The organism is Lentisalinibacter salinarum, assembly GCF_040706555.1.
In the GTDB taxonomy this organism is placed as follows: Bacteria; Pseudomonadota; Gammaproteobacteria; order Steroidobacterales; family Woeseiaceae; genus Lentisalinibacter; species Lentisalinibacter salinarum.
Genome location: NZ_JAPDRH010000003.1, coordinates 1,068,139 through 1,094,995 on the forward strand (window position 1 = coordinate 1,068,139; position 26,857 = coordinate 1,094,995).

Annotated in this window: 20 protein-coding genes and 1 pseudogene; 4 read left to right on the forward strand and 17 right to left on the reverse strand. The window is 68.7% G+C overall.

What is annotated here, in order from left to right:
- Positions 1-4: 4 nt before the first annotated feature.
- From ACJMKZ_RS15510 to ACJMKZ_RS15565, 12 genes and pseudogenes are all read right to left on the reverse strand, one after another.
- Positions 5-691 carry a hypothetical protein gene (locus ACJMKZ_RS15510; RefSeq protein ID WP_405234108.1) on the reverse strand — a complete coding sequence of 229 codons (687 nt, stop codon included), beginning with the start codon at positions 689-691 and terminating at the stop codon, positions 5-7.
- A 111-nt stretch (positions 692-802) separates the two neighbouring features.
- A complete protein-coding gene (locus ACJMKZ_RS15515; RefSeq protein WP_405234109.1) occupies positions 803-1,294 on the reverse strand; it encodes a hypothetical protein in 492 nt (163 codons plus the stop codon).
- 2 nt (positions 1,295-1,296) lie between these two features.
- A complete protein-coding gene (locus ACJMKZ_RS15520; RefSeq protein WP_405234110.1) occupies positions 1,297-1,809 on the reverse strand; it encodes an LPS-assembly lipoprotein LptE in 513 nt (170 codons plus the stop codon).
- Complete coding sequence (gene leuS, locus ACJMKZ_RS15525; protein ID WP_405234111.1) at positions 1,796-4,249, reverse strand: leucine--tRNA ligase; 2,454 nt, start codon at positions 4,247-4,249, stop codon at positions 1,796-1,798. Before leuS ends, ACJMKZ_RS15520 begins: the two co-directional genes overlap by 14 nt.
- Positions 4,250-4,321: 72 nt before the next feature.
- Positions 4,322-5,815, reverse strand: coding sequence for an apolipoprotein N-acyltransferase (lnt, locus tag ACJMKZ_RS15530; RefSeq protein WP_405234112.1), 1,494 nt, complete (start codon positions 5,813-5,815; stop codon positions 4,322-4,324).
- Between the two features lie 35 nt (positions 5,816-5,850).
- Complete coding sequence (locus tag ACJMKZ_RS15535; protein WP_405234113.1) at positions 5,851-6,726, reverse strand: HlyC/CorC family transporter; 876 nt, start codon at positions 6,724-6,726, stop codon at positions 5,851-5,853.
- A 61-nt stretch (positions 6,727-6,787) separates the two neighbouring features.
- A complete protein-coding gene (ybeY, locus tag ACJMKZ_RS15540; protein ID WP_405234179.1) occupies positions 6,788-7,231 on the reverse strand; it encodes an rRNA maturation RNase YbeY in 444 nt (147 codons plus the stop codon).
- Positions 7,232-7,309: 78 nt separating this feature from the next.
- On the reverse strand, positions 7,310-8,314 hold the full coding sequence (locus ACJMKZ_RS15545; protein WP_405234114.1) for a PhoH family protein: 1,005 nt from the start codon (positions 8,312-8,314) through the stop codon (positions 7,310-7,312).
- A 68-nt stretch (positions 8,315-8,382) separates the two neighbouring features.
- Positions 8,383-9,732: a tRNA (N6-isopentenyl adenosine(37)-C2)-methylthiotransferase MiaB gene (gene miaB / locus ACJMKZ_RS15550; protein ID WP_405234115.1), complete on the reverse strand. Its 1,350-nt coding sequence runs from the start codon at positions 9,730-9,732 to the stop codon at positions 8,383-8,385.
- A gap of 24 nt (positions 9,733-9,756) precedes the next feature.
- Positions 9,757-11,469, reverse strand: a complete 1,713-nt coding sequence (locus ACJMKZ_RS15555; RefSeq protein ID WP_405234116.1) for a bifunctional sulfate adenylyltransferase/adenylylsulfate kinase — start codon at positions 11,467-11,469, stop codon at positions 9,757-9,759.
- Between the two features lie 284 nt (positions 11,470-11,753).
- A pseudogene (gene ssb, locus ACJMKZ_RS15560) lies at positions 11,754-12,108 on the reverse strand (single-stranded DNA-binding protein); the annotation flags it as partial.
- 100 nt (positions 12,109-12,208) lie between these two features.
- Positions 12,209-13,417, reverse strand: coding sequence for an MFS transporter (locus ACJMKZ_RS15565; protein WP_405234117.1), 1,209 nt, complete (start codon positions 13,415-13,417; stop codon positions 12,209-12,211).
- A gap of 108 nt (positions 13,418-13,525) precedes the next feature.
- Between ACJMKZ_RS15565 and uvrA the strand changes: the two genes are divergently transcribed.
- Positions 13,526-16,369 (forward strand): excinuclease ABC subunit UvrA, encoded by a 2,844-nt coding sequence (uvrA, locus tag ACJMKZ_RS15570; RefSeq protein WP_405234118.1) that lies wholly within the window; start codon positions 13,526-13,528, stop codon positions 16,367-16,369.
- A 187-nt stretch (positions 16,370-16,556) separates the two neighbouring features.
- Here uvrA and ACJMKZ_RS15575 read toward each other — a convergent pair whose 3' ends face one another.
- From ACJMKZ_RS15575 to ggt, 3 genes are read right to left on the reverse strand one after another with little or no spacing between them, the layout of a single operon-like run.
- Positions 16,557-16,919 (reverse strand): lysozyme inhibitor LprI family protein, encoded by a 363-nt coding sequence (locus ACJMKZ_RS15575; protein WP_405234119.1) that lies wholly within the window; start codon positions 16,917-16,919, stop codon positions 16,557-16,559.
- 9 nt (positions 16,920-16,928) lie between these two features.
- Positions 16,929-17,939, reverse strand: coding sequence for a tryptophan--tRNA ligase (trpS, locus tag ACJMKZ_RS15580; protein WP_405234120.1), 1,011 nt, complete (start codon positions 17,937-17,939; stop codon positions 16,929-16,931).
- A gap of 24 nt (positions 17,940-17,963) precedes the next feature.
- Positions 17,964-19,622 carry a gamma-glutamyltransferase gene (ggt, locus tag ACJMKZ_RS15585; RefSeq protein ID WP_405234180.1) on the reverse strand — a complete coding sequence of 553 codons (1,659 nt, stop codon included), beginning with the start codon at positions 19,620-19,622 and terminating at the stop codon, positions 17,964-17,966.
- Between the two features lie 207 nt (positions 19,623-19,829).
- Here ggt and pepQ point away from each other — a divergent pair, with 207 nt between their 5' ends.
- Positions 19,830-21,176: a Xaa-Pro dipeptidase gene (gene pepQ, locus ACJMKZ_RS15590; protein WP_405234121.1), complete on the forward strand. Its 1,347-nt coding sequence runs from the start codon at positions 19,830-19,832 to the stop codon at positions 21,174-21,176.
- A 58-nt stretch (positions 21,177-21,234) separates the two neighbouring features.
- Here pepQ and ACJMKZ_RS15595 read toward each other — a convergent pair whose 3' ends face one another.
- The gene (locus tag ACJMKZ_RS15595; RefSeq protein ID WP_405234122.1) at positions 21,235-21,525 is read right to left on the reverse strand and encodes a 4a-hydroxytetrahydrobiopterin dehydratase; all 291 of its coding nucleotides are present in this window, start codon (positions 21,523-21,525) and stop codon (positions 21,235-21,237) included.
- A 59-nt stretch (positions 21,526-21,584) separates the two neighbouring features.
- Positions 21,585-22,421, reverse strand: coding sequence for an SDR family NAD(P)-dependent oxidoreductase (locus ACJMKZ_RS15600; RefSeq protein ID WP_405234123.1), 837 nt, complete (start codon positions 22,419-22,421; stop codon positions 21,585-21,587).
- Positions 22,422-22,658: 237 nt separating this feature from the next.
- Between ACJMKZ_RS15600 and ACJMKZ_RS15605 the strand changes: the two genes are divergently transcribed.
- Positions 22,659-23,717: an efflux RND transporter periplasmic adaptor subunit gene (locus ACJMKZ_RS15605; RefSeq protein WP_405234124.1), complete on the forward strand. Its 1,059-nt coding sequence runs from the start codon at positions 22,659-22,661 to the stop codon at positions 23,715-23,717.
- Positions 23,714-26,848 (forward strand): efflux RND transporter permease subunit, encoded by a 3,135-nt coding sequence (locus ACJMKZ_RS15610; protein WP_405234125.1) that lies wholly within the window; start codon positions 23,714-23,716, stop codon positions 26,846-26,848. The genes ACJMKZ_RS15605 and ACJMKZ_RS15610 overlap by 4 nt, the downstream gene beginning before the upstream one ends.
- Positions 26,849-26,857 lie beyond the last annotated feature (9 nt).

Sequence of the window (26,857 nt, forward strand, 5' to 3'; positions counted from 1 at the left end):
CCGTTCAGGGCCTTCCCAGCAGCCGCGAGAGACGATCGCCGGCAGCCGCCGGGCCGGCGCCCTCCAGCTGACGCGCCTCCAGGTAGTACTCGATGGCCCCGCTGAAGCACAGCGCGTAGCCGGCCAGTTCCGTCATCTCCTCCATCGCCAGCTTGGCGATGCGCCGGTAGTCATCGCCCTGCAGCACGCGCCAGAAGGCCTCGTGTCCGATCAGGTTGGAGAACAGGAACAGCACCACCGCGCCGGCGAACAGGAGCGTGGCCGCCGGCGACGGCCACAGCCGCGCCCAGCCGACGGCGTAGCGGCGCCGGTGGCGCAGCAGATAGGCACCGCCGAGCGCCACCACGACGGCGAGCAGCACCTGCCAGAGATTGTCGGCGAACCAGAGATCCAGAAAGTAGTCGAGTTCGCGCACCAGGCAGGCCAGCGCCAGGGCGGCAAAACCGATCGCGACCGGCCGCTGGCCGCGGTGCCACCAGGCGACGGCCCCGAAGACGAGCCCGCTGACCACGATCAGCACGAGCTGCAGGGACTCGACCAGGGAGTACTCGCTGGTGCCGAGCGCATCGGACGGACCACGGAATACCTGCAGGCCGAGGCTGCCCGGGAACTCGACCTCGAGCAGGACGAGCAGACCCACCAGGCCGCCCGTGGCGAGGGCGTAGGCCGCGTAGCGCAGGAATACGGTCATGGTGCAGGCCCTGCCGTGACGGGCCGACCACTATAGGAGACACGCTCCCCCGCAGCCAGGATTCTTCCGTCGGGCCGCTCTTGGCGCGCCTGGGTCATCTCTGGCCCGCCCTCAGGCCGCAGCCCCGCGCAGCACCGCCCGTGGCCGTCCGCGTCCGTCCACCAGGCCTTCGCGCCGCAGCCAGGCCAGCGCATCCGCGGCGTCCTGGCGGAACCAGGCACCCGCGCTGCCGAGTCGGAAGCTGTAGCCCCAGGCGTCCATGTCGGCGAACAGGCGGTCGCGGTCGACGCCGGGCAGCGCATCCGCGAGCAGCACCTGGAGATAGCAGACCGCGCATTCCTCGAGGTCGTCGCCGCCGGCATCCGTGTGCAGGCCGGCGCGGCGCGCAGGCGACAGGCAGACGTAGTGCGCCCCCTCGTGTAGCAGCGAGTGCACCGGGGTGTCGCCCCGGTAGCAGAGCGTGCGACCCACGAGCCCGGCCTCCGGTTCGCCCCAGTAGCTGCCCGGTATGGCGCTGCCATCCGCTACACGCTCGGCGCGGAGTCGGTAGGGCGCGAACAGGGCGCGGATGGCCGCGTCCGCGAAGTCGGCACAGCGGAGCATGTTCAGTCGATGCTGGCGAGCTGGCGCACCACCTGACGCACGAGGTCGCGGATCAGGGCGTCACGCAGCATCTCCTCTTCGCGCCGCTTGCCGAGCACCTGCGTCTCCTCCCAGGTGTAGTCCTGGGTGAGCGTGATGCGCTGGGGCTCGAGCACCGTGCCCTCGGACGTCCGCACCGAATACTCCACGGTGTAGTAGATCTCGAACTCCCGCGGGACGTTGCGTGCGGACACCGACAGGACCCGCTGACCGGTCTCGTCCCGGGAGATGTCGAGCACCGCGGATGCCTTGGCCGGGTCGTCCGTCACCTCCACGCCACGCGCCTCCAGGGCGGTTCCCAGCGCGCGGTGGAAGGCGGTGTAGCGATCGGCCGAGCTGATATAGGTGCGCGCGATCTCCGGTGGCAGGCTCTCGCTGCCCTGCAGCTGGAAGCCGCAGCCGGCCAGCACGAGGATTGGCAGCAGCGCCGGCAACCGGGCGCGCAACCGGGCGAGGAGCCGCTCAGACCACCACATTGACCAGCTTGCCCGGCACGTAGATGGTCTTGCGTACGGTCTTGCCCTCGGTGTGGCGGCGTACGTTCTCGTCCGCCATCGCGCGCTCGACGACGGCGTCCTTGTCGGCATCCGCTGGCACGCTGACGCGCGCACGCAGACGTCCGTTGACCTGCACTACCACCTCGATGGTGTCCTGGGTCAGCGCGGACTCGTCCACCGCGGGCCAGGGCTGGTCCACCAGCGCCGATTCGTGGCCGAGCGCCTGCCAGAGATCGTGGGTGACGTGGGGCACGATGGGCGAGAGCATCAGCACGATGGCTTCCAGCGCCTCCTGGCGCACCGTCCGCAGCGCCGGTTCGTCGCCCTCGGTACGGTTGATGGCGTTCAGCAACTCCATCACGGCCGCCACCGCGGTGTTGAAGGTGTAGCGCCGGCCGATGTCGTCGCTCACCTTCGCGATGGTCTCGTGCAGCTTGCGGCGCAGCGCGGTCGCCGCCTCGCAGGCCTCATCGCCAGCATCGCCGCCGGCCTCGACCGGGCCGGCATGGAGGTGCTCGTACACCGTTTTCCACAGCCGCTTCAGGAAGCGGTTGGCGCCGGCCACGCCGGAGTCCGACCACTCCAGCGCCTGGTCGGGCGGGGCGGTGAACATCATGAACAGCCGCACGGTGTCGGCGCCGTAGCGCTCCAGCAGTTCCTGGGGGTCCACGGTGTTGCCGGCCGACTTCGACATCTTCACGCCGTCCTTGAGCACCATCCCCTGGGTGAGCAGATTGGTGAACGGCTCGTCGGCGCCGGACAGGCCGCAGTCGCGCATCAGCTTCTGGAAGAAACGCGCGTAGAGCAGATGCAGGATGGCGTGCTCGATGCCGCCGGTGTACTGGTCCACCGGCATCCAGTAGGCCTCGCGCTGGTCCAGCATGGAGTCTGCGTCCGGACAGGTGTAGCGGGAGAAATACCAGGAGGACTCCACGAAGGTGTCGAAGGTGTCCGTCTCCCGGCGGGCGGCAGCCCCGCACTTCGGGCACTCGGCCTCGACGAACTCCGGCATGTCCTTCAGCGGCGAGCCCGCGCCGGTGATGGTCACGTCCTCCGGCAGCACCACCGGCAGATCCTGTTCCGGCACGGGCACGGCGCCGCACTCACCGCAGTAGATGATCGGTATCGGCGTGCCCCAGTAACGCTGGCGGGAGACGCCCCAGTCCCGCAGCCGGTAATTCACCGTGCGTCGGCCGATGCCCTCGGCCTCGAGCCGGTCCGCAATGGCGTCGAAGGCCTGACGGAAGTCCATGCCGTCATAGTCGCCGGAGTTCATCACGATGCCGTATTCGGTGAAGGCGCCCTCATCCATATCCGCCTCCGAGCCGTCGGCCGGGCGGATCACCTGGCGGATAGGCAGCCCGTGCTTGCGGGCGAAATCCCAGTCGCGCTGGTCGTGGGCGGGCACGGCCATCACCGCACCGGTGCCGTAGCCCATCAGCACGAAGTTCGCGACCCACAGCGGCACTTCCTCGCCGGTGAAGGGATGGATGGCGGAGATGCCGAGCGGCATGCCCTTTTTCTCCATGGTCTCCATGGCCGCCTCGGCGGCATGGGTGGAGCGGCATTCGGCCAGGAATGCCTGCAGCTTCGCTTCACCCTCGGCGGCCTTCACCGCGAGCGGGTGCTCCGCCGCCACCGCCATGTAGGTGACGCCCATCAGCGTATCCGGGCGGGTGGTGTAGACCGTCAGTGGCGTCTCCTCGCCCGGTACGCGGAAGGCGATCTCCACGCCCTCGGACCGCCCGATCCAGTTGCGCTGCATCACCTTCACCGGCTCCGGCCAGCCATCCAGTTCGTCCAGCGACTCCAGCAGTTCGTCGGCGTAGGCGGTGATCTTCATGAACCACTGGGGGATCTCCCGGCGCTCCACCAGCGCGCCGGAACGCCAGCCCCGGCCGTCGATGACCTGTTCGTTGGCGAGCACGGTCTGATCCACCGGATCCCAGTTCACCACCGAGTTCCTGCGGTACACCAGGCCCTTCTCGAACAGTTTCGTGAACAGCCACTGCTCCCAGCGGTAGTACTCGGGCCGGCAGGTGGTGATCTCGCGGCGCCAGTCGTAGGCGTAGCCGAGCCGCTTCATCTGACCGCGCATGTAGTCGATGTTCCGGTAGGTCCAATCCGCCGGCGGCACCTCGTTCTTGATGGCCGCGTTCTCGGCGGGCATGCCGAAGGCGTCCCAGCCCATCGGCTGCAGCACGTGGCGCCCCTGCATGCGCTGGTAGCGGGCAATCACGTCTGAGATGGTGAAGACGCGGACGTGGCCCATGTGCAGGCGTCCGCTGGGATACGGGAACATGGTGAGGCAGTAGAACTTCTCCCGGCCGGGATCCTCGTCCACCTCGAAACACCGCTGCTCTTCCCAGTAGCGCTGGGCGGCCGGCTCTATCGCCTCCGGCCTGTAATTGCTGTCCATCGTCTGCCGTCTTCAGCCAACCCGTTCAGGACCGGCAAGGATACATGAGGCATCCGGCGGCCGGTACCGCCGTCAGCGGCGCCGCAGCGCAGGCCACGCGGCCGCGGCGAGCAGCGCGAGGCACAGGCCCACCACCGGCCAGTTGCCCGCGGCGGCATAAGGCGTGAGCCCGGTGCGGGGCTGCACCCGCGCCCGCAGCACCGCCGTCTCGAACTGGGGCGAGCGCGAGTGGATGCGGCCGCGCGGGTCGATGAACGCGGTGATGCCCGTGTTGGTGGCGCGCAGCTGCCAGCGGCCGGCCTCCAGGCTGCGCAGTCGGGCGATCTGGAGGTGCTGATGGGGCGCGATGGAATCGCCGAACCACGCGTCGTTGCTCACGTTCACCAGCAGCGTCGCCTCGGGCAGCGCATAGAGCTGCTCGGCGCCGAAGGCGTCCTCGTAGCAGATGGTCAGGGCCACCTTCTCGCCGGCCGCCTGCAGCAGTTCCGGGCGCTCCGGCCCGGCCGCCGTGTCGGTGTAAGGCAGGCTCATCAGCCGCATCCACTCACGGATGAAGTCGGGCACCGGGAAGTATTCGCCGAAAGGCACCAGGTGGCGCTTGCGGTATATCCCTTCGCCGGGCCCCAGCAACAGGACGCTGTTGCTGTAGCCGCCCAGCTGCTCGTCATAGTCCATGATGCCGAGCAGCAGCGAGGCGTCGCGGGCCTCCATGACCCGGTCGATGGCAGCGAGATAGCCGGCCACCTGGCTCGTCTCGGCAGGCACCGCCACCTCGGGCCAGACGACGATGTCCGCATCCGCCTCGGCCAGCGTCAACCGCCGGTACAGGGCGAGCGTCGGCGCCCGCTCTTCGGGCAGCCACTTGCGGTCCTGGGTGATCGCCCCCTGCACCAGCGAGGCGCGCAGGGGCTCGCCGTCGGCCGCGGTCCACTCGATGCGGGCGAGTCCGGCGCCGGCCGCGGGCACGGCGACGACGAGCGCCGCGACCGGCACCCGCCAGCGCGGTTCGCGCACGAGCAGGATCAGCGCCGCCGCCAGCACGGCCACGGCGAGGCTCGCGCCGTAGACGCCGGCCAGGGGGACGAAACCGGCCAGGGGCCCGTCGGTCTGGCTGTAGCCCAGTGACAGCCACGGAAACCCGCTCAGCAGCCAGCCCCGCAGCCACTCCATCGTCACCCAGGCCGCCGGCAGCACCCACAGCACGTGACGGGCGTCGCGGCCGGTCAGCCGGGCAACGAGCCAGGCGGTGCCCGCGTAGTACACCGCCATGATCAGCACCAGCCCCAGCATGAGGAAGACGGACAGCGCCGCCGGCGCGCCGCCGAATATGGTGATGGAGATGTACAGCCAGTAGGTGCCGGAGAGGAAGGCGCCCGCGCCGAAGGCGAAGCCGGCGGCGGCGGCCCGGCGCGGACGGCGACCGGGCCACAGCCCGGCGCCCACGGCGACGACCAGCGGCGCATACCACCACCAGCCGAACGGCGCAAAAGCCAGCGGCAGCGTGAGCCCGGCCGCCAGGCTCAGGAGTCGGGGATAGCCGGACGCCGCTTGCAGGGCCTCTCGCATGCCGGACGACGTGCGGGACGGACCCCGGGGCGGGGCTACTCGCCCCCGGCCTCGGCGAGCGGCGACACCTCCAGCAGGTCGATACGCCGGCGGTCCGCGCGGGTCACCGTGAATCGGTAGCCGCCGTACTCGATGGCTTCGGAGCGACGCGGCAGATGCCCGAGTTCGTGCATGACCAGGCCGCCCACGGTGTCGTAGTCGTCGTCGCTGAAGTCGGTATCGAAGTGCTCGTTGAAGTCCTCGATGCGGGTGAGCGCCCGCACGGCGTACACCGGGCGGCCGCCCTTATCGCCCGCCTCCTGGATATAGGGCATCTCCTCCGGGTCGTGCTCGTCGTCGATCTCGCCGACGATCTCCTCCAGCACGTCCTCGATGGTGGCGAGCCCGGACACACCGCCGTACTCGTCCACCACGATGGCCATGTGGTTGTGGCTAGCGCGGAATTCCTTGAGCAACGTGTTCAGGCGCTTCGCTTCCGGGATGAAGACGGCCGGCCGCAACCAGCGGACGATGTCCTCGCTGGAGTACTCGGCCTCGCCGACGAAGCGCAGCAGGTCCTTCGCGAGCAGGATCCCCAGCACCTCGTCCCGATCCTCGCCGATGACGGGGAAGCGGGAGTGCCCGGATTCGATGATGATCTTCAGCATCTCCTCGACGGGCCGGTCCTTCTCCAGGACCACCATCTGCGAACGGGGGATCATCACGTCCCGCACCTGGGTGGCGGAGACTTCCAGCACGCCCTCGAGCATGGCCTGCTCTTCGGGGTCGAATATGTCCCCCGCCTGGGCGTCCTTGATGATGTTGAGGATCTCTTCACGGCCCCTGGGCTCGCCCCGCAGCGCCTTCAGCAGGCGACTGAACAGACCGGGCGGCTCGGAGCCGTTGCTACTGGGAGGTTTGTCTTCCGTCATGATTCCGATAGATGCGGCGCAGATCGCGCCGAGCGGGATATTGTACCAGTGTCCATGGATTTCAATCCTCCCGATAAGGGTCCGGATACCCCAGTTCGGCGAGGATCTCCCGTTCGAGGCCCTCCATGCCGGCGGCCTCGTCCGGCGTCTGGTGGTCGTAGCCGGCCAGATGCAGGGTGCCGTGGACGATCATGTGGCACCAGTGGCTCTCCGCCGTCTTGCCCTGCTCGGCCGCCTCCCGCGCCACAACCGGGGCGCAGACCACGAGATCGCCCAGCGGATAGTCCACCTCGCCGGGCAGGCCCGGCTCCTCGCCCCCGGGGAACGCCAGCACGTTGGTCGGGCGGTCCTTGCCGCGCCAGCCCGCATTCAGTTCCCGGCTCTCGGCCTCGCCGACGATGCGCACCGTCAGCTCCCGCGCATCCGCCTCGACCCCCGCATGGCGAAGCGCCGCCTCGGCCCAGCGCCGGAGTGCGTCCCGGCCCGGGACGGCCGCGGTGTCCACGCCGGCCCGGCCGTCACCGCCGTCGAGGGCCAGCTGCCTGACCAGCGCGAGAGACAAAGCCCGGACCTCTTTCCGCGACTACAGGTCGCCGTCGCCGTGGGCGTCGTAGGCTTCCACGATGCGCTGCACCAGCGGATGACGGACCACGTCGGCGGCGGTGAAGTAGCTGAAGCCGATGCCCTCGACCCCGCGCAGCACGTCCATGACGTGGCGCAGGCCCGACAGCTGCCCCTTCGGCAGGTCGATCTGGGTAACGTCGCCGGTCACCACCGCGCGCGAGCCGAAGCCGATGCGGGTCAGGAACATCTTCATCTGGGCGGCGGAGGTATTCTGCGCCTCGTCCAGCAGCACGAAGGATTCGTTCAGGGAGCGGCCGCGCATGAAGGCGAGCGGCGCCACCTCGATGACGTTGCGCTCCACCAGCCGGCCCACGCGCTCGAAGCCCATCATCTCGTACAGGGCGTCGTACATGGGGCGAAGGTACGGGTCGACCTTCTGGGACATGTCGCCGGGCAGGAAGCCTAGCCGCTCCCCCGCTTCCACGGCCGGGCGCACCAGCACGATGCGGCGCACCTCGTCGCGCTCCAGCGCCTCGATGGCGGCCGCCACCGCCAGATAGGTCTTGCCGGTACCGGCGGGGCCGATGCCGAAGGCCAGGTCGTTCTCGCGGATCTGCACCAGGTAGTGGCGCTGGTTGGGGCCGCGCGCGCGGATGCGCTTGCGCGGCGTCTTGATCAGCGTCTCCTCCGACTGCTCCCGGGCGGGCGCCTCCGTGCCGCCATCCTCGTCCGCGGGTGCCTCGCGCGCCTCCATCGCCGATTCCTGCAGGCAGATGTGCACCCGGTGCGGGTCCAGGTGTTCGCTGCCGGTCAGGCGGAACAGCTCCTGCAGCACCTGTTCGCCGGCGCGCGCCGCGCCCGGCTGGCCCACCACCCGGAAACGGTTGCCCCGGTTGGCGATCTCCACGCCCAGTCGGCGTTCGATTTGTCTCAGGTGTTCGTCGAACTGGCCGCAGAGGTTGGCCAGACGGTTGTTGTCGGCGGGCTCCAGGACGAGGTCCCTGGCTTCGTTTACGGATTCCAAGAGAAGAGGAGACTCCCGGTTCGAGTTGACAGGTTTCTAGCCTAACCCCTCGTCGTGACGAGGGGAAGTCAGGAGGCCCGGCGCCGGGCCGGCGGCGCGACGACGCGCCCGCGCAGGGAATTGGGCATCGCCTCGGTGATCTGCACGTCGACGAAGTCGCCGATGAGCGAGTCGTCCCCGTCGAAGTTCACCCAGCGCATGTTCTCGGTGCGGCCGGCCACCTGCCCGGTATGCCGGCGGGCGCGGCGCTCGACCAGTACCCGCTGGGTCGTGCCGACCATCGCCTCACTGATCGCCGCCGCCTGCTGGTTGATGCGGGCCTGCAGCAGCGCGAGACGGCGTTTCTTCTCGTCCGTAGTGACCTCGTCCGGCAGCGAGGCCGCCGGCGTGCCCGGCCGCGCACTGTAGATGAAGCTGAAGGACTGGTCGAAGCCCACGTCGGCGATGAGTTTCATCGTGGCATCGAAGTCCGCGTCCGTCTCGCCGGGGAAGCCGACGATGAAATCCGAGGAGATCGAGATGCCCGGGCGGGCTTCCCGCAGCCGGCGGATCTTCTGGCGATACTCGAGCGCGGTGTGACCGCGCTTCATGAGCGCAAGCACCCGGTCCGAGCCGCTCTGCACCGGCAGGTGCAGGTAGGACGCAAGCTTCGGCACCTCGGCGTAGGCGCGGATCAGGGAGTCGGTGAATTCCACCGGGTGCGAGGTGGTGAAGCGGATGCGCTCGATGCCGTCGACCGCAGCCACGTAATGGATCAGGGTGGCCAGGTCGGCCGTGGTCCCGTCGTGCATGGCGCCCCGGTAGGCGTTCACGTTCTGGCCGAGCAGGTTCACCTCGCGCACGCCCTTGGCCGCGAGCTGCGCCACCTCGACGATGACGTCGTCGAAGGGCCGGCTTATCTCCTCGCCGCGGGTGTAGGGCACGACGCAGAACGAGCAGTACTTGCTGCAGCCCTCCATTACCGAAACGAAGGCCGTGGGGCCCTCGGCCCGGGGCTCGGGCAGGCGGTCGAACTTCTCGATCTCGGGGAAGGACACGTCCACCACCGGCTCGCCCGAGCGGCGCACCCGCTCGAGCATGTCGGGCAGCCGGTGCAGGGTCTGCGGGCCAAACACCATGTCCACGTAAGGGGCCCGGCGGATCACGGCGTCGCCCTCCTGGCTGGCGACGCAGCCGCCGACGCCGATGACCAGATCCGGGCGCTCCGCCTTCAGCCGCTTCCAGCGCCCGATCTCGGAGAAGGTCTTCTCCTGGGCCTTCTCGCGGATGGAGCAGGTGTTGACCAGCAGCACGTCGGCCTCCGACGGGTCGTCCGTCAGCGCCAGGCCGTGGGATTCCCGCAGCACGTCCGCCATCTTGGCGGAGTCGTACTCGTTCATCTGGCAGCCGTAGGTGCTGATGTAGAGCCTGCCGGTCATGGCGTCGATCCTAGCGCAGGAAACCTAGCGCAAGAAACCCAGGCTTTCGAGGACCACCAGGATGCGGTGGGCCGCCAGGTCCGGCGTCATCTCCTGCGTGTCGAGGCGGATCTCCGGTGCCTCCGGCTCCTCGTAGGGGTCGCTGATGCCGGTGAACTCCTTGATGATGCCCGCCCGCGCCTTGGCGTACAGGCCCTTGCGGTCGCGCTCCTCGCAGACCTCCAGCGGGGTGGCGACGTGCACCTCCACGAAACCGCCCAGCGGCTCGATCGCCTGGCGCACCTCGCGGCGGGTGCGCGCATAGGGTGCGATGGGCGCGCAGATGGCGATGCCGCCGTTCTTCGTGATCTCGCTCGCCACGTAACCGATGCGCAGGATGTTCAGATCCCGGTGCTCCTTCGAGAAGCCGAGTTCGCTGGAGAGATTCTTGCGCACGATGTCGCCGTCGAGCAGCGTCACCGGCCGGCCGCCGGCCTCCAGCAACTTCACCATCAGCGCGTTGGCGATGGTGGACTTGCCGGAACCGGAAAGCCCGGTCATGAACACGGTGAAGCCCTGCCGGTGCCGCGGCGGGTGTGTGCGGCGGAGTTCCGCCACCACCTCCGGGAAGGAGAACCAGTCCGGTATCTCCAAGCCTTCCTGCAGCCGCCGGCGCAGTTCGGTACCGGAGATGTTCAGCACGTTGTCCTGGTCGGTGGTCTCGTCCAGCGGCATGTACTGGGCCCGGTTCTCCGCGTACACCATCAGGCGGAACGGCACCATGGAAATGCCGAGTTCCTGCTCGTGCTCGCGGAACAGGGTCTGGGCATCGTAGGGGCCGTAGAAGTCATTGCCCTGGCTGTCCTTGCCCGGTCCCGCATGATCCCGGCCGACGATGAAGTGGGTGCAGCCGTAGTTCTTCCGGATGATGGCGTGCCACAGCGCCTCCCGCGGGCCGCCCATGCGCATGGCCAGCGGCAGCAGGCTGAGCGACGTGGTCTGGTCCGGGTACTGGCCCAGCACGTGCTCGTAGCAGCGCACCCGGGTGTAGTGGTCCACGTCGCCGGGCTTGGTCATGCCGACGACCGGGTGGATGAGCAGGTTGGCCTCCACCTCACGCGCCGCCCGGAAGGTGAGTTCCTGGTGCGCGCGGTGCATCGGGTTGCGGGTCTGGAATGCCACGACCTTGCGCCAGCCGAGCTTGCGGAACCGGTCGCGCATCTCCCGCGGGGTGTCGCGCAGATGGCGGAAATCGTAGTGGGTCGGCGCCTCGACGCCGCGCAGCGGCCCGCCGAGATAGACCGGCCCGGACTTGTTCATCAGGTAGTCCACCGCGGGGTGCAGCTCGTCGGTGCTGCCGAAGACGTGCAGCGCCTCGGACTCCCGGTCCGGCGTCCAGCGGCTGGTCACCTTCATCGTCGCGACGAGCACGCCTTCCTGGTCACGCAGCGCGATTTCGTGGCCCTCGGCCACGTCCGCGGCGAACTCCTCGCTCACGTCCAGCGTGACCGGCATGGGCCAGAGCACCCCCGAGGCGAGGCGCATATCTTTCACGACGCCCTCGTAGTCCGCCTGCTCCAGGAAACCGGTCAGGGGGGAGAAGCCGCCGTTCAGCAGCAGCTCGAGGTCGCACAGCTGGCGCGGCGTCAGGTCCCAGGACGCCATGTCGCGGGCGCGCTTCTTCTCCTCGGCCGCGGCCGCGTCGTCCAGGTACAGTTCGATCAGTTCGCCGCCGTGCGGCTCTTTGTAGGCTCCCATTTCCGGTTCCTTGTTTCCTTAAAAGAACAATCCACTGCCGTTTCCGGGCAGATCTTCCACCGGATCGGTGGACAGCCCGCCAAACTAGCAGAGCCCGCGCCGCGCTGCCGCGACCGGGCTCACAGAACATTGTGCGATGGTCCCCGCAGGGACGTGTCAGCTGGGCTTCGGCGCTCCTGACGGCCCTCAGAACGGGATGTCGTCGTCGAACTCCTCGCCGCCGCCGGAATCCGGGTAGTTGCCCCCGGAGGGGCCGGAGTCCTGGGACGACATCGGCGCCGAGCCGCCGCCCCCACCGCCACGGCCGCCCATCATCTGCATCTCGTCGGCGATGACCTCCGTGGTCCAGCGGTCGTTGCCCTGCTTGTCCTGCCACTTGCGCGTGCGAAGCTTGCCCTCGATGTAGACTTGGGAGCCCTTGCGCAGGTATTCGGCGGCGATCTCGGCAAGACGACCGAACATGGCCACGTTGTGCCATTCGGTGCGCTCCTTCTGCTCGCCCGTCTGCTTGTCCTTCCACTGCTCGCTGGTCGCGATGCGAAGGTTCGTGACCGCGCTGCCGCTCGGCATGTAGCGCGTGTCCGGATCCTGGCCGAGGTTGCCGACCAATATGACTTTGTTGATTCCGCGGGCCATCAGGGTCCCCTGCTCTTCTTGGTTGGATGCCGCGGCGAGGAGCGCAGGCTCTTCGCCGTCGAGGGTGAGCTATTGTAGGCGCTGGGCCGCCAAATGCCCACCGCTATAATGCGGGATTACGCCCGAAAACAAGGCCGATCGTCACCAGCAGCCAGGCGACGCCGACTACGCCCAGAGAGACGAACACGCCGCTGTAGTCGGTCACGCCCATCAGCCATCCGCCGACCACGCCGCCGGCGAACGCGCCGAGGAACTGGGAGGTATAGAACAGCCCCAGCGCGCCGCCCCGGCCGTCCGGGCCCGCGACCACCGACAGGCGGGCCGGCAGCCGGGCCTCGAGGTAGTTGAACCCGGCGAAGAAGATCGCCAGCCCCGCCAGGGCCAGAATCCAGCCGTCCGTCGCCTGCCACAGCAAGCCCTGGCCGAGGACCAGCAGGCCCACCGAGAGGACGAATATCCAGCTGCCGCGGCCCTTCTCACCCAGCAACACCAGGGGCACCGTGGCCACGAGGGACAGCGCCAGGGCGGCGAAGTAGGTGCGCCACTGGGTCTCCATGGGCACCCCGAGGGCGTCGCGCAGCAGGAACGGCGCCGCCACGAAGCTCGCCGTGAGCATCATGTGCAGCAGGAAGATGGAGGCATCGATGGCGGCGACCCCGGGAGTGAGGCGCCCGGCCGGCCGCCGCTGCTCCCCGTGATGGGCGCCCGGCTTCGCCCGGGGCAGCACCGTGGCGAGCGCCAGCGCGGTCAGCGCCATAATGCCGGCCAGCCAGAACAGGCCGCGCACGCCGGTCACGCTGGCCACCAGCGGACCGAGCACCAGCGCGATCAGGAACGAGCTGCCGATGGAGATGCCGAGGATGGCGGTGGCCCGGGTCCGGATCTCCTCCCGGGTGTGATCGGCGAGCAGCGCCGTCAGCGTGGCCGAGACCGCGCCCGCCCCCTGCAGGAGACGCCCGGCGATCACGCCGAGGATGTGGTGACTCATGGCCGCGACGAAACTGCCCAGCGCGAAGACGGTCAGCCCCAGCACGATGACCGGCACACGGCCGATGCGGTCGGACAGCGTGCCGAACGGCACCTGCAGCACGGCCTGGGTGATGCCGTAGCCGCCCACCGCAAGACCGACGAGCATCGGCGTGGCCCCCTCCAGGCCGGAGGCCCAGAGGGCGAGCACCGGCAGCAGGAGGAACAGGCCGAGCATACGCAGCATGGCCATGCCGCTGACCATGCCGATGATGCGGCCCTCCCCCGGCTCGAGTGAGATGCGTTTTCGCTGCCCGTCGGGCGGAGTGGTCTGTTCGTCTGGCATGTCCGGTCCTGTGCTGTCGCCGCGCGTCCGCCGTTCTGCCGCGCTTTTGCGCGGCGGGAAGCAGGCGGCGTATATTAACAGGTTGACCCCCGCTCACCGCCGGCTCCCATGGACAGTATCGAAATACGCGGCGCACGGACGCACAACCTGCAGAACATCGATCTGTCGCTGCCCCGCGACCGGCTGATCGTGCTGACCGGCCTCAGCGGCTCCGGCAAGTCTTCGCTGGCCTTCGACACCATCTATGCCGAGGGTCAGCGCCGCTACGTGGAGTCGCTGTCCGCCTATGCGCGCCAGTTCCTCTCCATGATGGAGAAGCCGGACGTCGACCACATCGAGGGCCTGTCGCCTGCCATCTCCATCGAGCAGAAGTCGACCTCGCACAACCCCCGCTCGACCGTGGGGACGGTCACGGAGATCTACGACTACCTGCGCCTGCTCTACGCCCGGGCCGGAACCCCCCGTTGTCCGGACCACGGGCTGGATCTCGAGGCGCAGACGGTCAGCGAGATGGTCGATCACGTCCTGGCGCTGCCGGAAGGCAGCCGTCTCGCGCTGCTGGCCCCCATGGTGGACAACCGGAAGGGCGAGCACGCGCGCATGCTGCAGGAGCTGCAGGCCCAGGGCTTCGTGCGCGCCCGCATCGACGGCGAGATCCTGGAACTGGCCGACGCACCGGCACTGGACGCGCGGCGACGCCACACCATCGAGGCGGTGGTCGACCGCTTCAAGGTACGCCCCGACCTGGCGCTGCGGCTGGCCGAGTCCTTCGAGACGGCGCTCGGCCTCTCCGACGGCGTAGCGCGGGTGGTGCCGCTAGCGGGCGACGGCGAGGAGATCACGTTCTCGGACCGCTACGCCTGCCGGGAGTGCGGCTACAGCCTGAGCGAGCTGGAACCCCGGTTGTTCTCCTTCAACAACCCGCACGGAGCCTGCCCGGACTGCGACGGGCTCGGCGTGAAGCAGTTCTTCGACCCGGACCGGGTGGTGGTCAACCCGGACATCAGCCTGGCCGGCGGCGCCATCCGCGGCTGGGACCGGCGCACGACCTATTATTTCCAGATGATCGGGAATCTCGCCGCCCACTACGGCTTCGACGTGGAAGCCCCCTTCGGCGAGCTGCCCGAGGCGGTACGCGACGTCATACTGCACGGCAGCGGCGACGAGCAGATCGAGTTCAGCTACACCAGCAGCCGCGGCGCCAGCGTGAGCCAGCGCCACCCGTTCGAAGGCGTGCTGCCGAACCTGGAGCGCCGCTACCGCGAGACCGAGTCGGCCACCGTCCGCGAAGAACTCGCCAGGTACCTCAGCACCCAGCAGTGTCCCGCCTGCGGCGGCTCGCGGCTGAACCGGGCCGCACGCAACGTCTTCGTGGCCGACCGCGGCATCGCCGACCTCTCGGCCATGGCCGTCGGCGACGCTCGCGCCTTCTTCGGCGTGATGGAGCTGCCGGGCTGGCGCGGCGAGGTCGCCGGGCGCGTCGTCAGGGAGATCGGCGAGCGGCTCGGCTTCCTGGACGATGTCGGCCTGTCCTACCTCACGCTCGACCGCAGCGCCGACACGCTCTCCGGCGGCGAGGCCCAGCGCATACGGCTGGCCAGCCAGATCGGTTCGGGGCTGGTGGGGGTCATGTACATCCTCGACGAGCCCAGCATCGGCCTGCACCAGCGGGACAACGCCCGGCTCCTCGGCACCCTCACCCACCTGCGGGACATCGGCAACACGGTGATCATGGTGGAGCACGACCAGGAGGCGATCCTTGCTGCTGATCACGTCGTCGACCTCGGCCCGGGCGCCGGCGTCCACGGCGGCCGGGTGGTGGCGGAGGGGCCGCCGGACGCCATCCGGCGCAATCCGGCCTCCCTCACCGGCCAGTACCTCTGCGGCCAGCGGCGCATCGAGGTGCCCGCCCGCCGCGTCGCACCCGACGCCGCCCGTCAGCTGGTGGTCCGCGACGCCACGGGCAACAACCTCAAACACGTCGAGGCCGCCCTGCCGGTGGGCCTCATGACCTGTGTCACGGGCGTATCGGGCTCCGGCAAGTCCACGCTCATCAACGGCACCCTGTACGAGACCGCCGCGGCACTGCTGAACCGGGCGACCACCGACCCGGAGCCCTGCGCCGGCATCGACGGGCTGGAACACTTCGACCGGGTCATCGAGATCTCCCAGAGCCCGATCGGCCGCACCCCCCGCTCCAACCCGGCCACCTACACCGGGCTGTTCACACCGATCCGCGAACTCTTCGCCGGCACCCAGGAAGCCCGTTCGCGTGGCTATCAGGCGGGGCGCTTCAGCTTCAACGTGAAGGGCGGGCGCTGCGAGGCCTGTCAGGGCGACGGCGTCATCAAGGTGGAGATGCACTTCCTGCCGGACATCTACGTGCCCTGCGACGTCTGCGAGGGCCGCCGCTACAATCGCGAGACCCTGGACATCCGCTACAAGGGCCGCAACATTCACGAGGTGCTGGAGATGACCGTGGAAGACGGCCTCGAGTTCTTCCGCAACGTGCCGGTCATCGCCCGCAAGCTGCAGACGCTGATGGACGTGGGCCTCTCCTACGTGCGCCTGGGACAGAATGCGACGACGCTGTCCGGCGGCGAGGCCCAGCGCATCAAGCTCGCCCGCGAGCTCTCCAAGCGGGACACGGGCTCCACGCTCTACATCCTCGACGAACCGACCACGGGACTGCATTTCCACGACATCGCCCAGCTGCTCGCCGTGCTCCATCGCCTGCGCGACCGGGGCAACACCATCGTCGTCATCGAGCACAACCTGGACGTGATCAAGACGGCGGACTGGATCGTGGATCTCGGCCCGGAAGGCGGCGACGGCGGCGGCGAGATCGTCGCGGCGGGCACGCCGGAAGCCGTGGCGGAGGTGGAGGCGTCGCACACGGGCCGGTACCTGCGCGCCCTGCTGACCGAAGGCCGCGAGAAGCGCCTGGCCTGACGGGCCGTGCAGGAGGACCTTCCGGCCCGATCTGCCTTTCTTCTGGCGTTGGCCCGCCAGTTCCTTCATGCCACCGCGAGCATGGCCGTCATGCGGGGGTATCCATCGCCGCGACCTTTTGTCGGGAGCAAGATGGATACTCCCGCATGACGGCCAGGAAAGAAGGGAATCGGGCCTGAAGGCCCTCCTACGAGCGGGGTGCGAGGTCTGCCAGGCGCGCGTTGTAGCGTTCGTCCAGGCAGTCGCGGCGCTCTGCCTCCGGCAGCTCGAGGCAGTCCCGGAGGCCGCGCTCCCAGTCGGCGTGTTCGTTCCTGAGCGACGCTTTCGACGTGTGATCGGCCCGGGCCAGCGCCCGCTGGTACAGGCGGGTGAGGTCGACGTCCATCGCGCGCAGTTCCTCGTCGGCGCACACGGCGCGCTCGACCGGATCGGTGATACCGGCGCAGCGATCGGGCATGCCGCCGGTCTGCGCGCCGCCGCCGTTGTCCTCAGCCGGCGAACAGGCGGCGAGCGCCAGCAGGAGCGAGGTGAGAGTGAGCGTGGCGCGCATCGCCGGCAGCTACCCCAGCGGACGGATGCCCACCGCGTGGCGGATATCGGTCATGAACGGCGCGCTCAGCGCGCGGGCGCGCTCTGCACCGGCGACCAGCACGGATTCCACGTGGGCCGGGTCCGCGATGAGCCGCTCGTACTCTGCGCGGGCCGCGCCGAGGTGATCGTTGATGTACTCGAACAGGAGTTGTTTCATCTCGCCCCAGGCGATGCCCCCGGCGTAGCGGCGGGCAACGTCCGCGGTCTCCGCGGGCGTCGCGAACGCCCGGTAGATTTCGAACAGCGTCGAGCCCTCGGTGTCTTTCGGTTCACCGGGCTCCAGCGAGTTCGTCTTGATCTTCATGATGAGTTTCCTGAGCTTCTTCTCCGGCAGGAACAGCGGGATGGTATTGCCGTAGCTCTTCGACATCTTGCGCCCGTCCAGCCCGGACAGCACCGCCGTGTTGTCGTCGATAACCGGCTCCGGCAGGGTGAAGAGTTCGCCGTAGTGATGGTTGAAGCGTCCGGCGATGTCCCGGGCCATCTCCACGTGCTGCTTCTGGTCCCGCCCCACCGGCACCTTGTGCGCCTTGAACAGCAGGATGTCGGCGGCCATCAGCACGGGATAGGAGAACAGGGCCATGGTGATGCCCTTGTCCGGGTCCTTGTTGCCCGCCTCCTCGTTGGCGGCGACCGCGGCCTTGTAGGCATGCGCACGGTTCATGAGACCCTTCGCCGTCATGCTGGAGAGCACCCAGGTGAGCTCGGGGATCTCGGGGATGTCCGACTGGCGGTAGAACACGGCGTTCTCGGTATCGAGACCAAGCGCGAGCCAGGAGGCGGCGATCTCGAGCGTCGAGCGCTGGATCTCGTCCGGGTTCTGGTTCTTCACCAGCGCGTGCAGGTCGGCGAGGAAATAGAAATTGCGCTTCTCCGCCTCGCGGCTGGCGGCCACGCCGGGGCGGATGGCGCCGACGTAATTGCCGATGTGAGGCGTGCCGGTGGTCGTGATACCGGTCAGCCAGATTTCACCGCTCATGATCGTTTCTCTGGGCCAATGCTCTCAGTAGCCGGCCGCTTGGCCGTCCTTGCGGGACTCGGACGCGCCGTAGTACACGCCCTCGTCGTGATCCTTCATGATGGCCTGATAGCCGCCGAAACCGCCGTTGCTGCCGCCGAGACGGTGGCCGCGGCGCATGAGTTCCCTGTGCACGGCCTGGTCGAAGCCGTGCTCGAGATGGACCGTGCCGCCGTCGGTCATCTGCTCGCCGGTGGGCTGGGAGGAGCCGCTGTGGCGCAGCCGGGGCGCGTCGCCGGCCTCCTGCAGGTTCATGCCGAAGTCCACCATGTTGACGATGATCTGCGTGTGGCCCTGGGGCTGCATCGCGCCGCCCATCACACCGAAGCTCATCAGCGGTTTCCCGTCGCGCATCACGAATGCCGGGATGATGGTATGGAAGGGCCGCTTGCCGGGCTCGTAGACGTTCGGATGGCCCGGCTCCAGGGAGAAGAGTTCGCCCCGGTCCTGGAGCACGAAGCCGAGGTCGCCGGGCGTCATGCCGGAGCCCATGCCGCGGTAGTTGCTCTGGATCAGGGAGACCATGTTGCCGTCGCTGTCGGCCACGGTGAGATAGATGGTGTCGCCGCTCTCGATCGCAGCGTCGCCGGCCGGCAGCGACCGCGAGGCCTGCGCCATGTCGATCAGCCCGCGGCGCTCGGCCGCGTAGTCCTTCGAGATCAATCGCTCCACCGGCACGTCGGCGAAGTCCATGTCGGCGTAGTAGCGCGCCCGGTCCTCGAAGGCGAGCTTCTTCGCCTCGGCGAGCACGTGCAGATAATCGGCCGAGCCGAAGCCCATGGAGGCGATGTCGTAGCCCTCCAGGATGTTCAGCATCTGCAGCGCGGCGATGCCCTGGCCGTTCGGCGGCAGCTCGTAGACCTCCCAGCCCCGGTAGGTCGCGGAGACGGGCTCGACCCACTCGGAGCGATGGTTCGCCATGTCCTCGTAGGTCAGGAAGCCGCCGTTCTCCTGCATGTAGTCGGCGATCTTGCGGGCCATCTCTCCCCGGTAGAACACGTCGCGGCCCTGCGCTGCGATCTTCTCGTAGGTGTCGGCGAGCCGGGGGTTGCGGAACATCTCGCCTTTGCGCGGTGCCCGCCCGTCCGGCATGAACGTCTCCGCGAAGCCGGGGAAGTCCTTCAGGTACCCGGCGTTTCGCTGCCAGTAATAGGCGATCAGTTCCGACACCGGGAAGCCCTCGCGGGCATAGCGGATGGCAGGCGCGAGAATCTCGCTCATCGGCAGACGGCCGTAGCGTCCGTGCAGCTCAAACCAGCCGTCCACGGTACCCGGCACGCTCACTGGCAGGGGCCCCAGCGGGGGGATGCTGTCCATGCCCTGCTCCTCGAAGTATGCGAGGGTCAGAGAAGCCGGCGAGCGGCCGCTGGCATTCAGCCCGGTCAGTTCGCCCTTCTCCGCGTCCCAGACGATCGCGAAGAGATCGCCGCCGATGCCGCAGCCGACCGGCTCCATGAGACCGAGCGCAGCGTTCGCTGCGATGGCCGCATCCACGGCGCTGCCGCCGTTCTTCAGAACGTCCAGCGCGATCTGGGTGGCCAGCGGCTGGCTGGTCGCGGCCATGCCGTGTGGCGCGATCACCTCCGAACGGGACGCGAACGTCTCTCCCGTGATGCGATCGTAGCCGAGTGCCGGCGTGGTCATGACGAGCAGGCAGGTCGCTGCGGCGACGAAGCCGCGGGCGGCGGGGAAGAACATAGGGAACTCCGGAGATTCATGGAGCCTGCAATGATGCCCCAGATCGGGAACCCTGTTAAGTGAGCCCCGGCAAGGCTGCCGGCCGGTAGCGGCGCGTTCGCTATACTGCCGGCAGGCGAACCACTAGCCAGACGAGAGTCATACGGAGGAAGCATGGAACCCGAGCGCCCCGACATCGCCGAACTGTACGCCGACCACGTCGCGGAGATGACACGCCGCCACGACCGCGCGCTGGAGCGCGTCGGCGCTGAGGGTATCGTCATCGCAGCCGGCGAACCCCGCTATGCCTTCCAGGACGATCGCGCCTATCCCTACATCGTCAATCCGGACTTCAACGCGTGGCTGCCGCTGACCGACGTGCCCGGATCCTATCTCGTCTACACGCCGGGCAGCCGGCCCCGGCTCGCCTACTGCCAGCCGTCCGATTACTGGCATATGCCGCCGGCCGCCCCGGTCGGCTACTGGACGGGGCATTTCGACATCCTGCCCTTCGAGACGCCCTCCGGCGCCCGCACGCTGCTGCCGGACGACCTGTCGCGCTACGTCTTCGTCGGCGAGGTGATCGATCCGGCCCAGACCCTGGGCATCGAGCGCATCAACCCGGCGGGCGTGCTGCAGAGCCTGCACTATCCCCGGGCGACGAAGACCGCCTACGAGCTGGAGTGCATGCGGGCGGCGACCCGGCGGGCGGCCGAGGCGCACATCGCCGCGCATGCGGCCTTCGAGAACGGCGCCTCGGAGTTCGATATCCATCTCGCCTACTGCCGCGCGGCCGGGCAACTGGACCAGGAACTGCCCTACGGCAACATCGTCGCGCTGAACGAGCACGGCGCCGTGCTGCACTATCAGCACCGGGACCGACGGCCGCCCGACGAGATCCGTTCCTTCCTGATCGACGCCGGGGCCTCCGTGGCCGGCTACGCCGCCGACATCACCCGCAGCTACGCCGCCGATGAGGGTGACTTCGCCGCGCTCATCCGCGACATGCATGCGCTGCAGCAGGAGATCGTCGCCGGCGTGCGGGCCGGCACCGACTTCCGCGAGCTGCACCTGGAGACCCACCGTCGGCTCGGCGGCGTGCTGCTCGCCCACGAGATCGCCAGCGCCGGCAGCGCGGAGGCGCTGGTGGAGGCCGGCGTGACCCGCGCCTTCATGCCCCACGGCCTCGGCCATCTGCTCGGCCTGCAGGTGCACGACGTGGGCGGTTTCATGGCGGACGACGAGGGTGGCGAGATCCCCGCGCCGGAGGACCATCCCCATCTGCGGCTCACCCGCACGCTGGCTGCGGACCAGGTGCTGACCATCGAGCCGGGCCTCTACTTCATCGACCTGCTGCTCGACGCGTTGCACGGTAGCGCCGCGGGGCGCCTGGTCAACTGGCTGCGCGTGGATGAGCTGAAGCCTTACGGCGGCATACGCATCGAGGATAACGTCCGCGTGCTGGAAGACGGCACGGAGAACCTCACCCGCGACGCCTTCGCCGCGATGGCCGTGGTCTAGAGCCCGGGCCGGCGAGTGGCTCCCGGTCTCTCAGGCCTTATCCCTCAGCCCTTGTCCCTCAGTTGTGGCCCGCCAGCGCCGACATGGCGCCGGCCAGCTCGAAGTCCAGCTCCGTGATGCCGCCCGCGTCGTGAGTGGTGAGATCGACGGTCACCTTGTTGTACACGTTGAACCACTCCGGGTGGTGATCCATCTTCTCGGCAACAATCGCCGCCGCGCTCATGAAACCGAACGCGCGCACGAAATCGTCGAACCGGAACTCGCGGTGCAACTTGCCCTCGCGCAGTTCCCAGCCGGGGATGTCGAGCAGTTTCGCTTCGATGACGGTGTGGTCGAGTTTGTCAGCCATGATTCTCCTGTCGTCGGTTCTGATGCGCGTTCCGCGGGATGCAAACGGGATGGACGGACTCAGCCGTCCTCCGGGCCTGCCCTGCGGGCCTTGTAATACTCGCGCGCCTTCTTGCCTTTGCGGCTCAGCAGCGGCTCCATGGCGCGCCTCAGCGCCGGGAAGAGGTAGACCAGGTCCGCGGTGACACCGCTCACTCGCGGCATCTTCTCCTCCACCGCCGCGCCCGAAGCTACGCGCAGGATGGCCTCGGCCACGGCCTCCGGCGTGCTCATGGGCTGGGAGAGGGACAGATCGGTCACCTCGTCCAGTTCTTCCATGATGAAACCGGTGTCCACCGGACCGGGCGAGACCACGCCCACGTGGATGCCGCTGCCCTTCAGTTCCTCGGCCAGACCGTGAGAGAACGAGCGCAGGCCCGCCTTCGTGGCCGCGTAGGTCACCGAGCCCGGCACCGGCGTGCAGCCGGCGAGCGAGGCCACGTTGACGATCGCGCCGCCGCCGGCCTGCCGTATGCGGGGTATCGCCAGCCGGCTGAGCAGGACGGGCGCGCGCAGGTTGACGTCCACCATCGCCGTCAGCTCTTCCGCGGACTTCTCCTCGACGCTGCCGCGGGCGTGCAATCCGGCGTTGTTGATCAGGTAATGGACGGCGCCGAAGGCCGCCTCGGCGCGATCGAACAGCGCCCGGCAGGCCGCATCGTCCGCCACGTCCATGGCAACGCTCACGGCTTCGGTGCCGTCGGGCAGGCCGGCCGCGAAACTCTGCAGGGAGCGCTCGTTGCGGGCCGCGAGGACCAGGCGCGCGCCGGCTGCCGCGAACCGCCGTGCGGCGGCGGCGCCGATGCCGGCGGAGGCGCCGGTGATGATGACCGTCCGGTCTCTGAATGTGGCGTCCATGGCCACGAGTCTAGTGCATCGAGAGGGCCGCCGACACCTGTCCCGACACCGAGGGCTGCATCCGTACGCCCGGTATGCGCGAATACGTTTTCGCGAGTATTTTCGCGCCACCGGAGCCGCCCGCCATGCGCCCCTCCGGTTACAATAGCCTGCTGCCTCGGCGCCGCGACAGGCCTCGCGGGGCGGGCGCGCCGGCGCGCCGAAACCGCCGCCGCTTTTCGACGAGGAAGGTAGACCTTGCCCAAGTGCCCGACACCCTGGATGCTGCTGGCCGCCCTGGCCCTGCTCGCCGGCTGCGAGGCCGACGAAGAGCGGGGCGGCGGCGGCCGTTTCGGCGCCGGCCCCGTGACGGTCATCACCGAGGTGGTCGAGCCCCGTGACATCGTCGACGAGGTCGACGCCATCGGCACCGTACTCGCGGATGAGTCCGTGGAGATCACCTCTCGGGTGACCAGCATCGTGACCCGCATCGTCTTCCGGGAAGGACAGCTAGTCGACGAAGGCGACCTGCTGGTGGAACTGGAAAACAAGGAGATCCGTGCCGAACTGGCGGTGGCGGAGGCCTCTCTGAGCGAGAGCCGCAGCCAGTACGAGCGGGCGCGTCAGCTGGCCGATACCCGCGCCATCTCCGCCTCCAGCCTGGAGGAGTTGCTCGCCGCAATGCAGGTGGCGCAGGCCCAGGTACAGGCGGCGCAGGCTCGCCTCGAGAACACCCTCGTCCGTGCCCCGTTCAGCGGCAAGATCGGACTGCGCAGGGTGAGTCCCGGCGGTCTGGTGAATCCGGGCACTGTCATCACTACGCTGGACGATCTCGACCCGGTGAAGCTCGAATTCTCGGTACCGGAAACCTTCCTCGGCGTTTTGCGCGAGGACCTGACCGTCTCGGCCCGCAGCCCGGCGCTGCAGGGGCGGCGATTCCGCGGTCGCATCGACAGCGTCGATACGCGGCTGGATCCGGTCTCCCGGTCGATCCTCGTACGCGCGATCCTGGAGAACGAGGAAGACCTTCTCAAGCCCGGCATGTTCCTGACGGTGGCTCTGCAGATGCGCCGCAGCGACGTCCTGATGGCGCCCGAGCAGGCCATCGTGCCGGAGCGCGGCCAGCACTACGTCTACGTCGTCGCAGCTGAGGACCGGGCGGCCAGGCGGCAGGTGGAGCTGGGGCAGCGGATACCCGGTGCGGTGGAGATCGTCTCCGGGCTCGCCGCCGGTGACCGGGTGATCACGGAGGGCACGCAGAAGGTGCGCGAAGGCTCCGAGGTGGTCTACGGCACCGTCGGGATGTCACGGCCGTGATCCTGTCGGAGATCTCGGTCCGGCGGCCCGTCTTCGCCACGGTGCTCTCGCTGATCCTGGTCATCGTCGGCCTGATGGCCTTGGGCAACCTGCCTATCCGGGAGTACCCGGACATCGAACGGCCGGTGGTGAGCGTGGACGGCAGCTATCGGGGGGCATCGGCGGAGATCGTCGAACGCAAGATCACCCAGCTCGTCGAGGACGCCGTCGCCGGCATCGAAGGCATCGAGAAGCTCACCTCCACCAGCTACGACGGCCGCTTCGACGTCAGTATCGAGTTCTCCGCCGATCGCGACCTGGACGCCGCGGCCAACGACGTGCGCGAACGCGTGGCGCGGGTGGTCGAAGACCTGCCGGAGGAGGCGGATCCGCCCGAGATTACCAAGGCGCGCGGCGGCACGGGCGCGACGATGTACATCGACCTGTCGAGCACCGCGCGCTCGCCCATGGAACTGACGGATTTCGCCGAGCGGTATCTGGTGGACCAGTTCTCCATCGTCAGCGGCGTCGCCAACGTGCAGGTCTTCGGCGGTCGCCGGCTGGCCATGCGCCTCTGGGTCAAGCCGGAGGCGCTCGCGGCGCGCGGCCTGACGGTGACGGAGATCGAGGATGCGCTGCGGCGGGAGAACGTGGAGCTGCCCGCCGGCCGTCTCGAGTCCAGCCAGCGGGAGTTCACGCTGCGCACGTCCACCGGCCTCTCCAGCGTCGAGGACTTCCGCCGGCTCGTGGTGGGCCGCGGCGACGACGGCTATCTCATTCGGCTGGAGGAGGTGGCCGACGTGGAGCTGGCGCCGGAGGACAACCGCAACATCTCGCGTTCGAACGGCATCGCCGGCGTGAGCATGGGCATCATCCCCCAGTCGAAAGCCAACATCCTGATGCTCAACACCGGCGTACGCGAGCAGATCGAGCGCATCCAGCCGACCCTGCCGGACGACATCAACCTGTCGGTGAATCTCGACTTCTCCGTGTTCATCAGCGAATCGATCAAGGAGGTCGTGAAAGCGCTCGGCCTCGCGCTTCTGCTGGTGCTGATCGTGATCTACGGCTTCATCGGCTCGCTGCGGGCCACCCTGATCCCCGCGCTGACGATTCCCGTCTCCATCATCGCCGCGTTCACCGTGATGGCGGCGATGGGCTTCTCCGTCAACGTGCTGACCCTGCTAGGGCTGGTGCTGGCCATCGGCCTAGTCGTCGACGACGCGATCGTGGTGCTGGAGAACATCGCGAGGCGCATCGAAGAGGGCGAGCCCGGCCTCCTGGCGGCCGTGAACGGCAGCCGCGAGATCGGCTTCGCGGTCATCGCCACCACGGCGGTGCTCGTGTCCGTGTTCATCCCGATCTCCTTCATGGAGGGAACGGTGGGTCGTCTGTTCGGCGAGTTCGGCATCTCCCTGGCAGCAGCGGTGATCTTCTCGAGCCTGGTGGCGCTCAGCCTGGTGCCGATGCTCGCCTCCAAGCTCCTGGGACGGCGTATCGCGCGGGGGCGCCTGACCCGTTTCGTGGACCGGCTTTTCCGGCGCCTGTCCGCCCGCTACGAGGCCGGCCTGCGGCGCTTTCTGCGCCGTCCCGCGCTGGTGCTCGCGGGCGCTCTCGCCGTGTTCGTGGCCTCGCTGACGCTGCTGGCCGAACTGCCGGTGGAGTACGCGCCGCCGGAGGATCAGGGTGCCGCCTTCATCGCCATGAACGGGCCCGACGGCGCCAGTCTGGAGTATATGGACCGCTACGCCCGGCAGGTCGAGGACATCGTGCTGCCCGACGTCGAGAGCGGCGACGTACGGCGCATACTGACGCGCTCGGCCTGGGGTGGCGGCGACGACGTCAACCGCATGTTCTTCTACGTACCGCTGGCCCTCTGGAGCCAGCGTGAACGCTCTGCCGAGGAGATCGCCTCGGCCTGGCGGCCCGAACTGGCCGAGCTGCCCGGCGTGACCGTCTTCGCCCGCGGCTCCTCGTCCGGTCTCGGCATCCGCGGCTCCAACCGGCCGGTGGAGATCGTGCTGGGCGGCACCGACTACACGGAGATCGCGGACTGGGCCGAGCGCATCATCGCCAGGGCCTCGGAGGAGAACCCGGGGCTCCTGAGCCTGCAGACCGACTACCAGGAACGCAAGCCGAAGATGGACGTGGCCATCGACCGCAACCGGGCGGCCGACCTCGGGGTGTCGCTGGCGACCATCGGCCGGACCCTGGAGACCGTGCTGGGTTCGCGCCGTGTCACCACCTTCATCGACGGCGGCGAGGAGTACAACGTCATCCTGCAGGGCGGGCGGCAGACCCGCAGCACGCCGGACGATCTGGACAGTATCTTCGTGCGTTCGGATGTGACGGGCCGGCTGATACCCCTGGCAAACCTGGTGACCCTGGAGGAGACCTCCGGTCCGGTGGACCTGAAGCGCTTCGACAGGCTGCGGTCCATCACCGTGTCCGGCGGTCTCGCACCGGGTTACTCGCTCGGCGAGGCGCTGGGTTATCTGGAGCGACTGGTGGCGGAGGAGCTCCCCGCCGAGGTCCAGCTGAACTACGACGGCGAGTCGCGGGAATTCAAGCGCTCGGGCAGCGCACTCTACACCACCTTTCTGCTGGCGCTGCTGATCGCCTTCCTGGTGCTGGCCGCCCAGTTCGAGAGCTTCCGTCACCCTATCGTTATCATGGTGACCGTGCCGCTCGCCATCGCGGGTGCGCTGGTCGGCATCTGGATCTTCGGCGCGTCGATCAACGTCTTCAGCCAGATCGGCGCCATCATGCTGATCGGCCTGGCCGCCAAGAACGGCGTGCTGATCGTCGAGTTCGCCAACCAGCTGCGCGACCGTGGCGTGGAATACCGGGAGGCAGTCATCCAGGCGGCGGGCATCCGGCTGCGGCCGGTGCTGATGACCAGCATGTGCACCGCCTTCGGTGCCGTGCCGCTGATGCTCGCCGCGGGCGCCGGGGCGGAGGCCCGGCAGTCCATCGGCGCGGTCGTGTTCTTCGGCGTCAGCTTCTCGGTGTTCCTGACCCTGCTGGTGGTGCCGGCCGTCTACATCCTGATCGGCAGGAACACCCGCTCGCCGCAGTACGTCGGCAAACTGGTCGATCGGCTGCGCCGGCGCGAGCAGAGCGCCGCGGCGGAAGACCAGCTCACCCGATAGCGCGTAGGA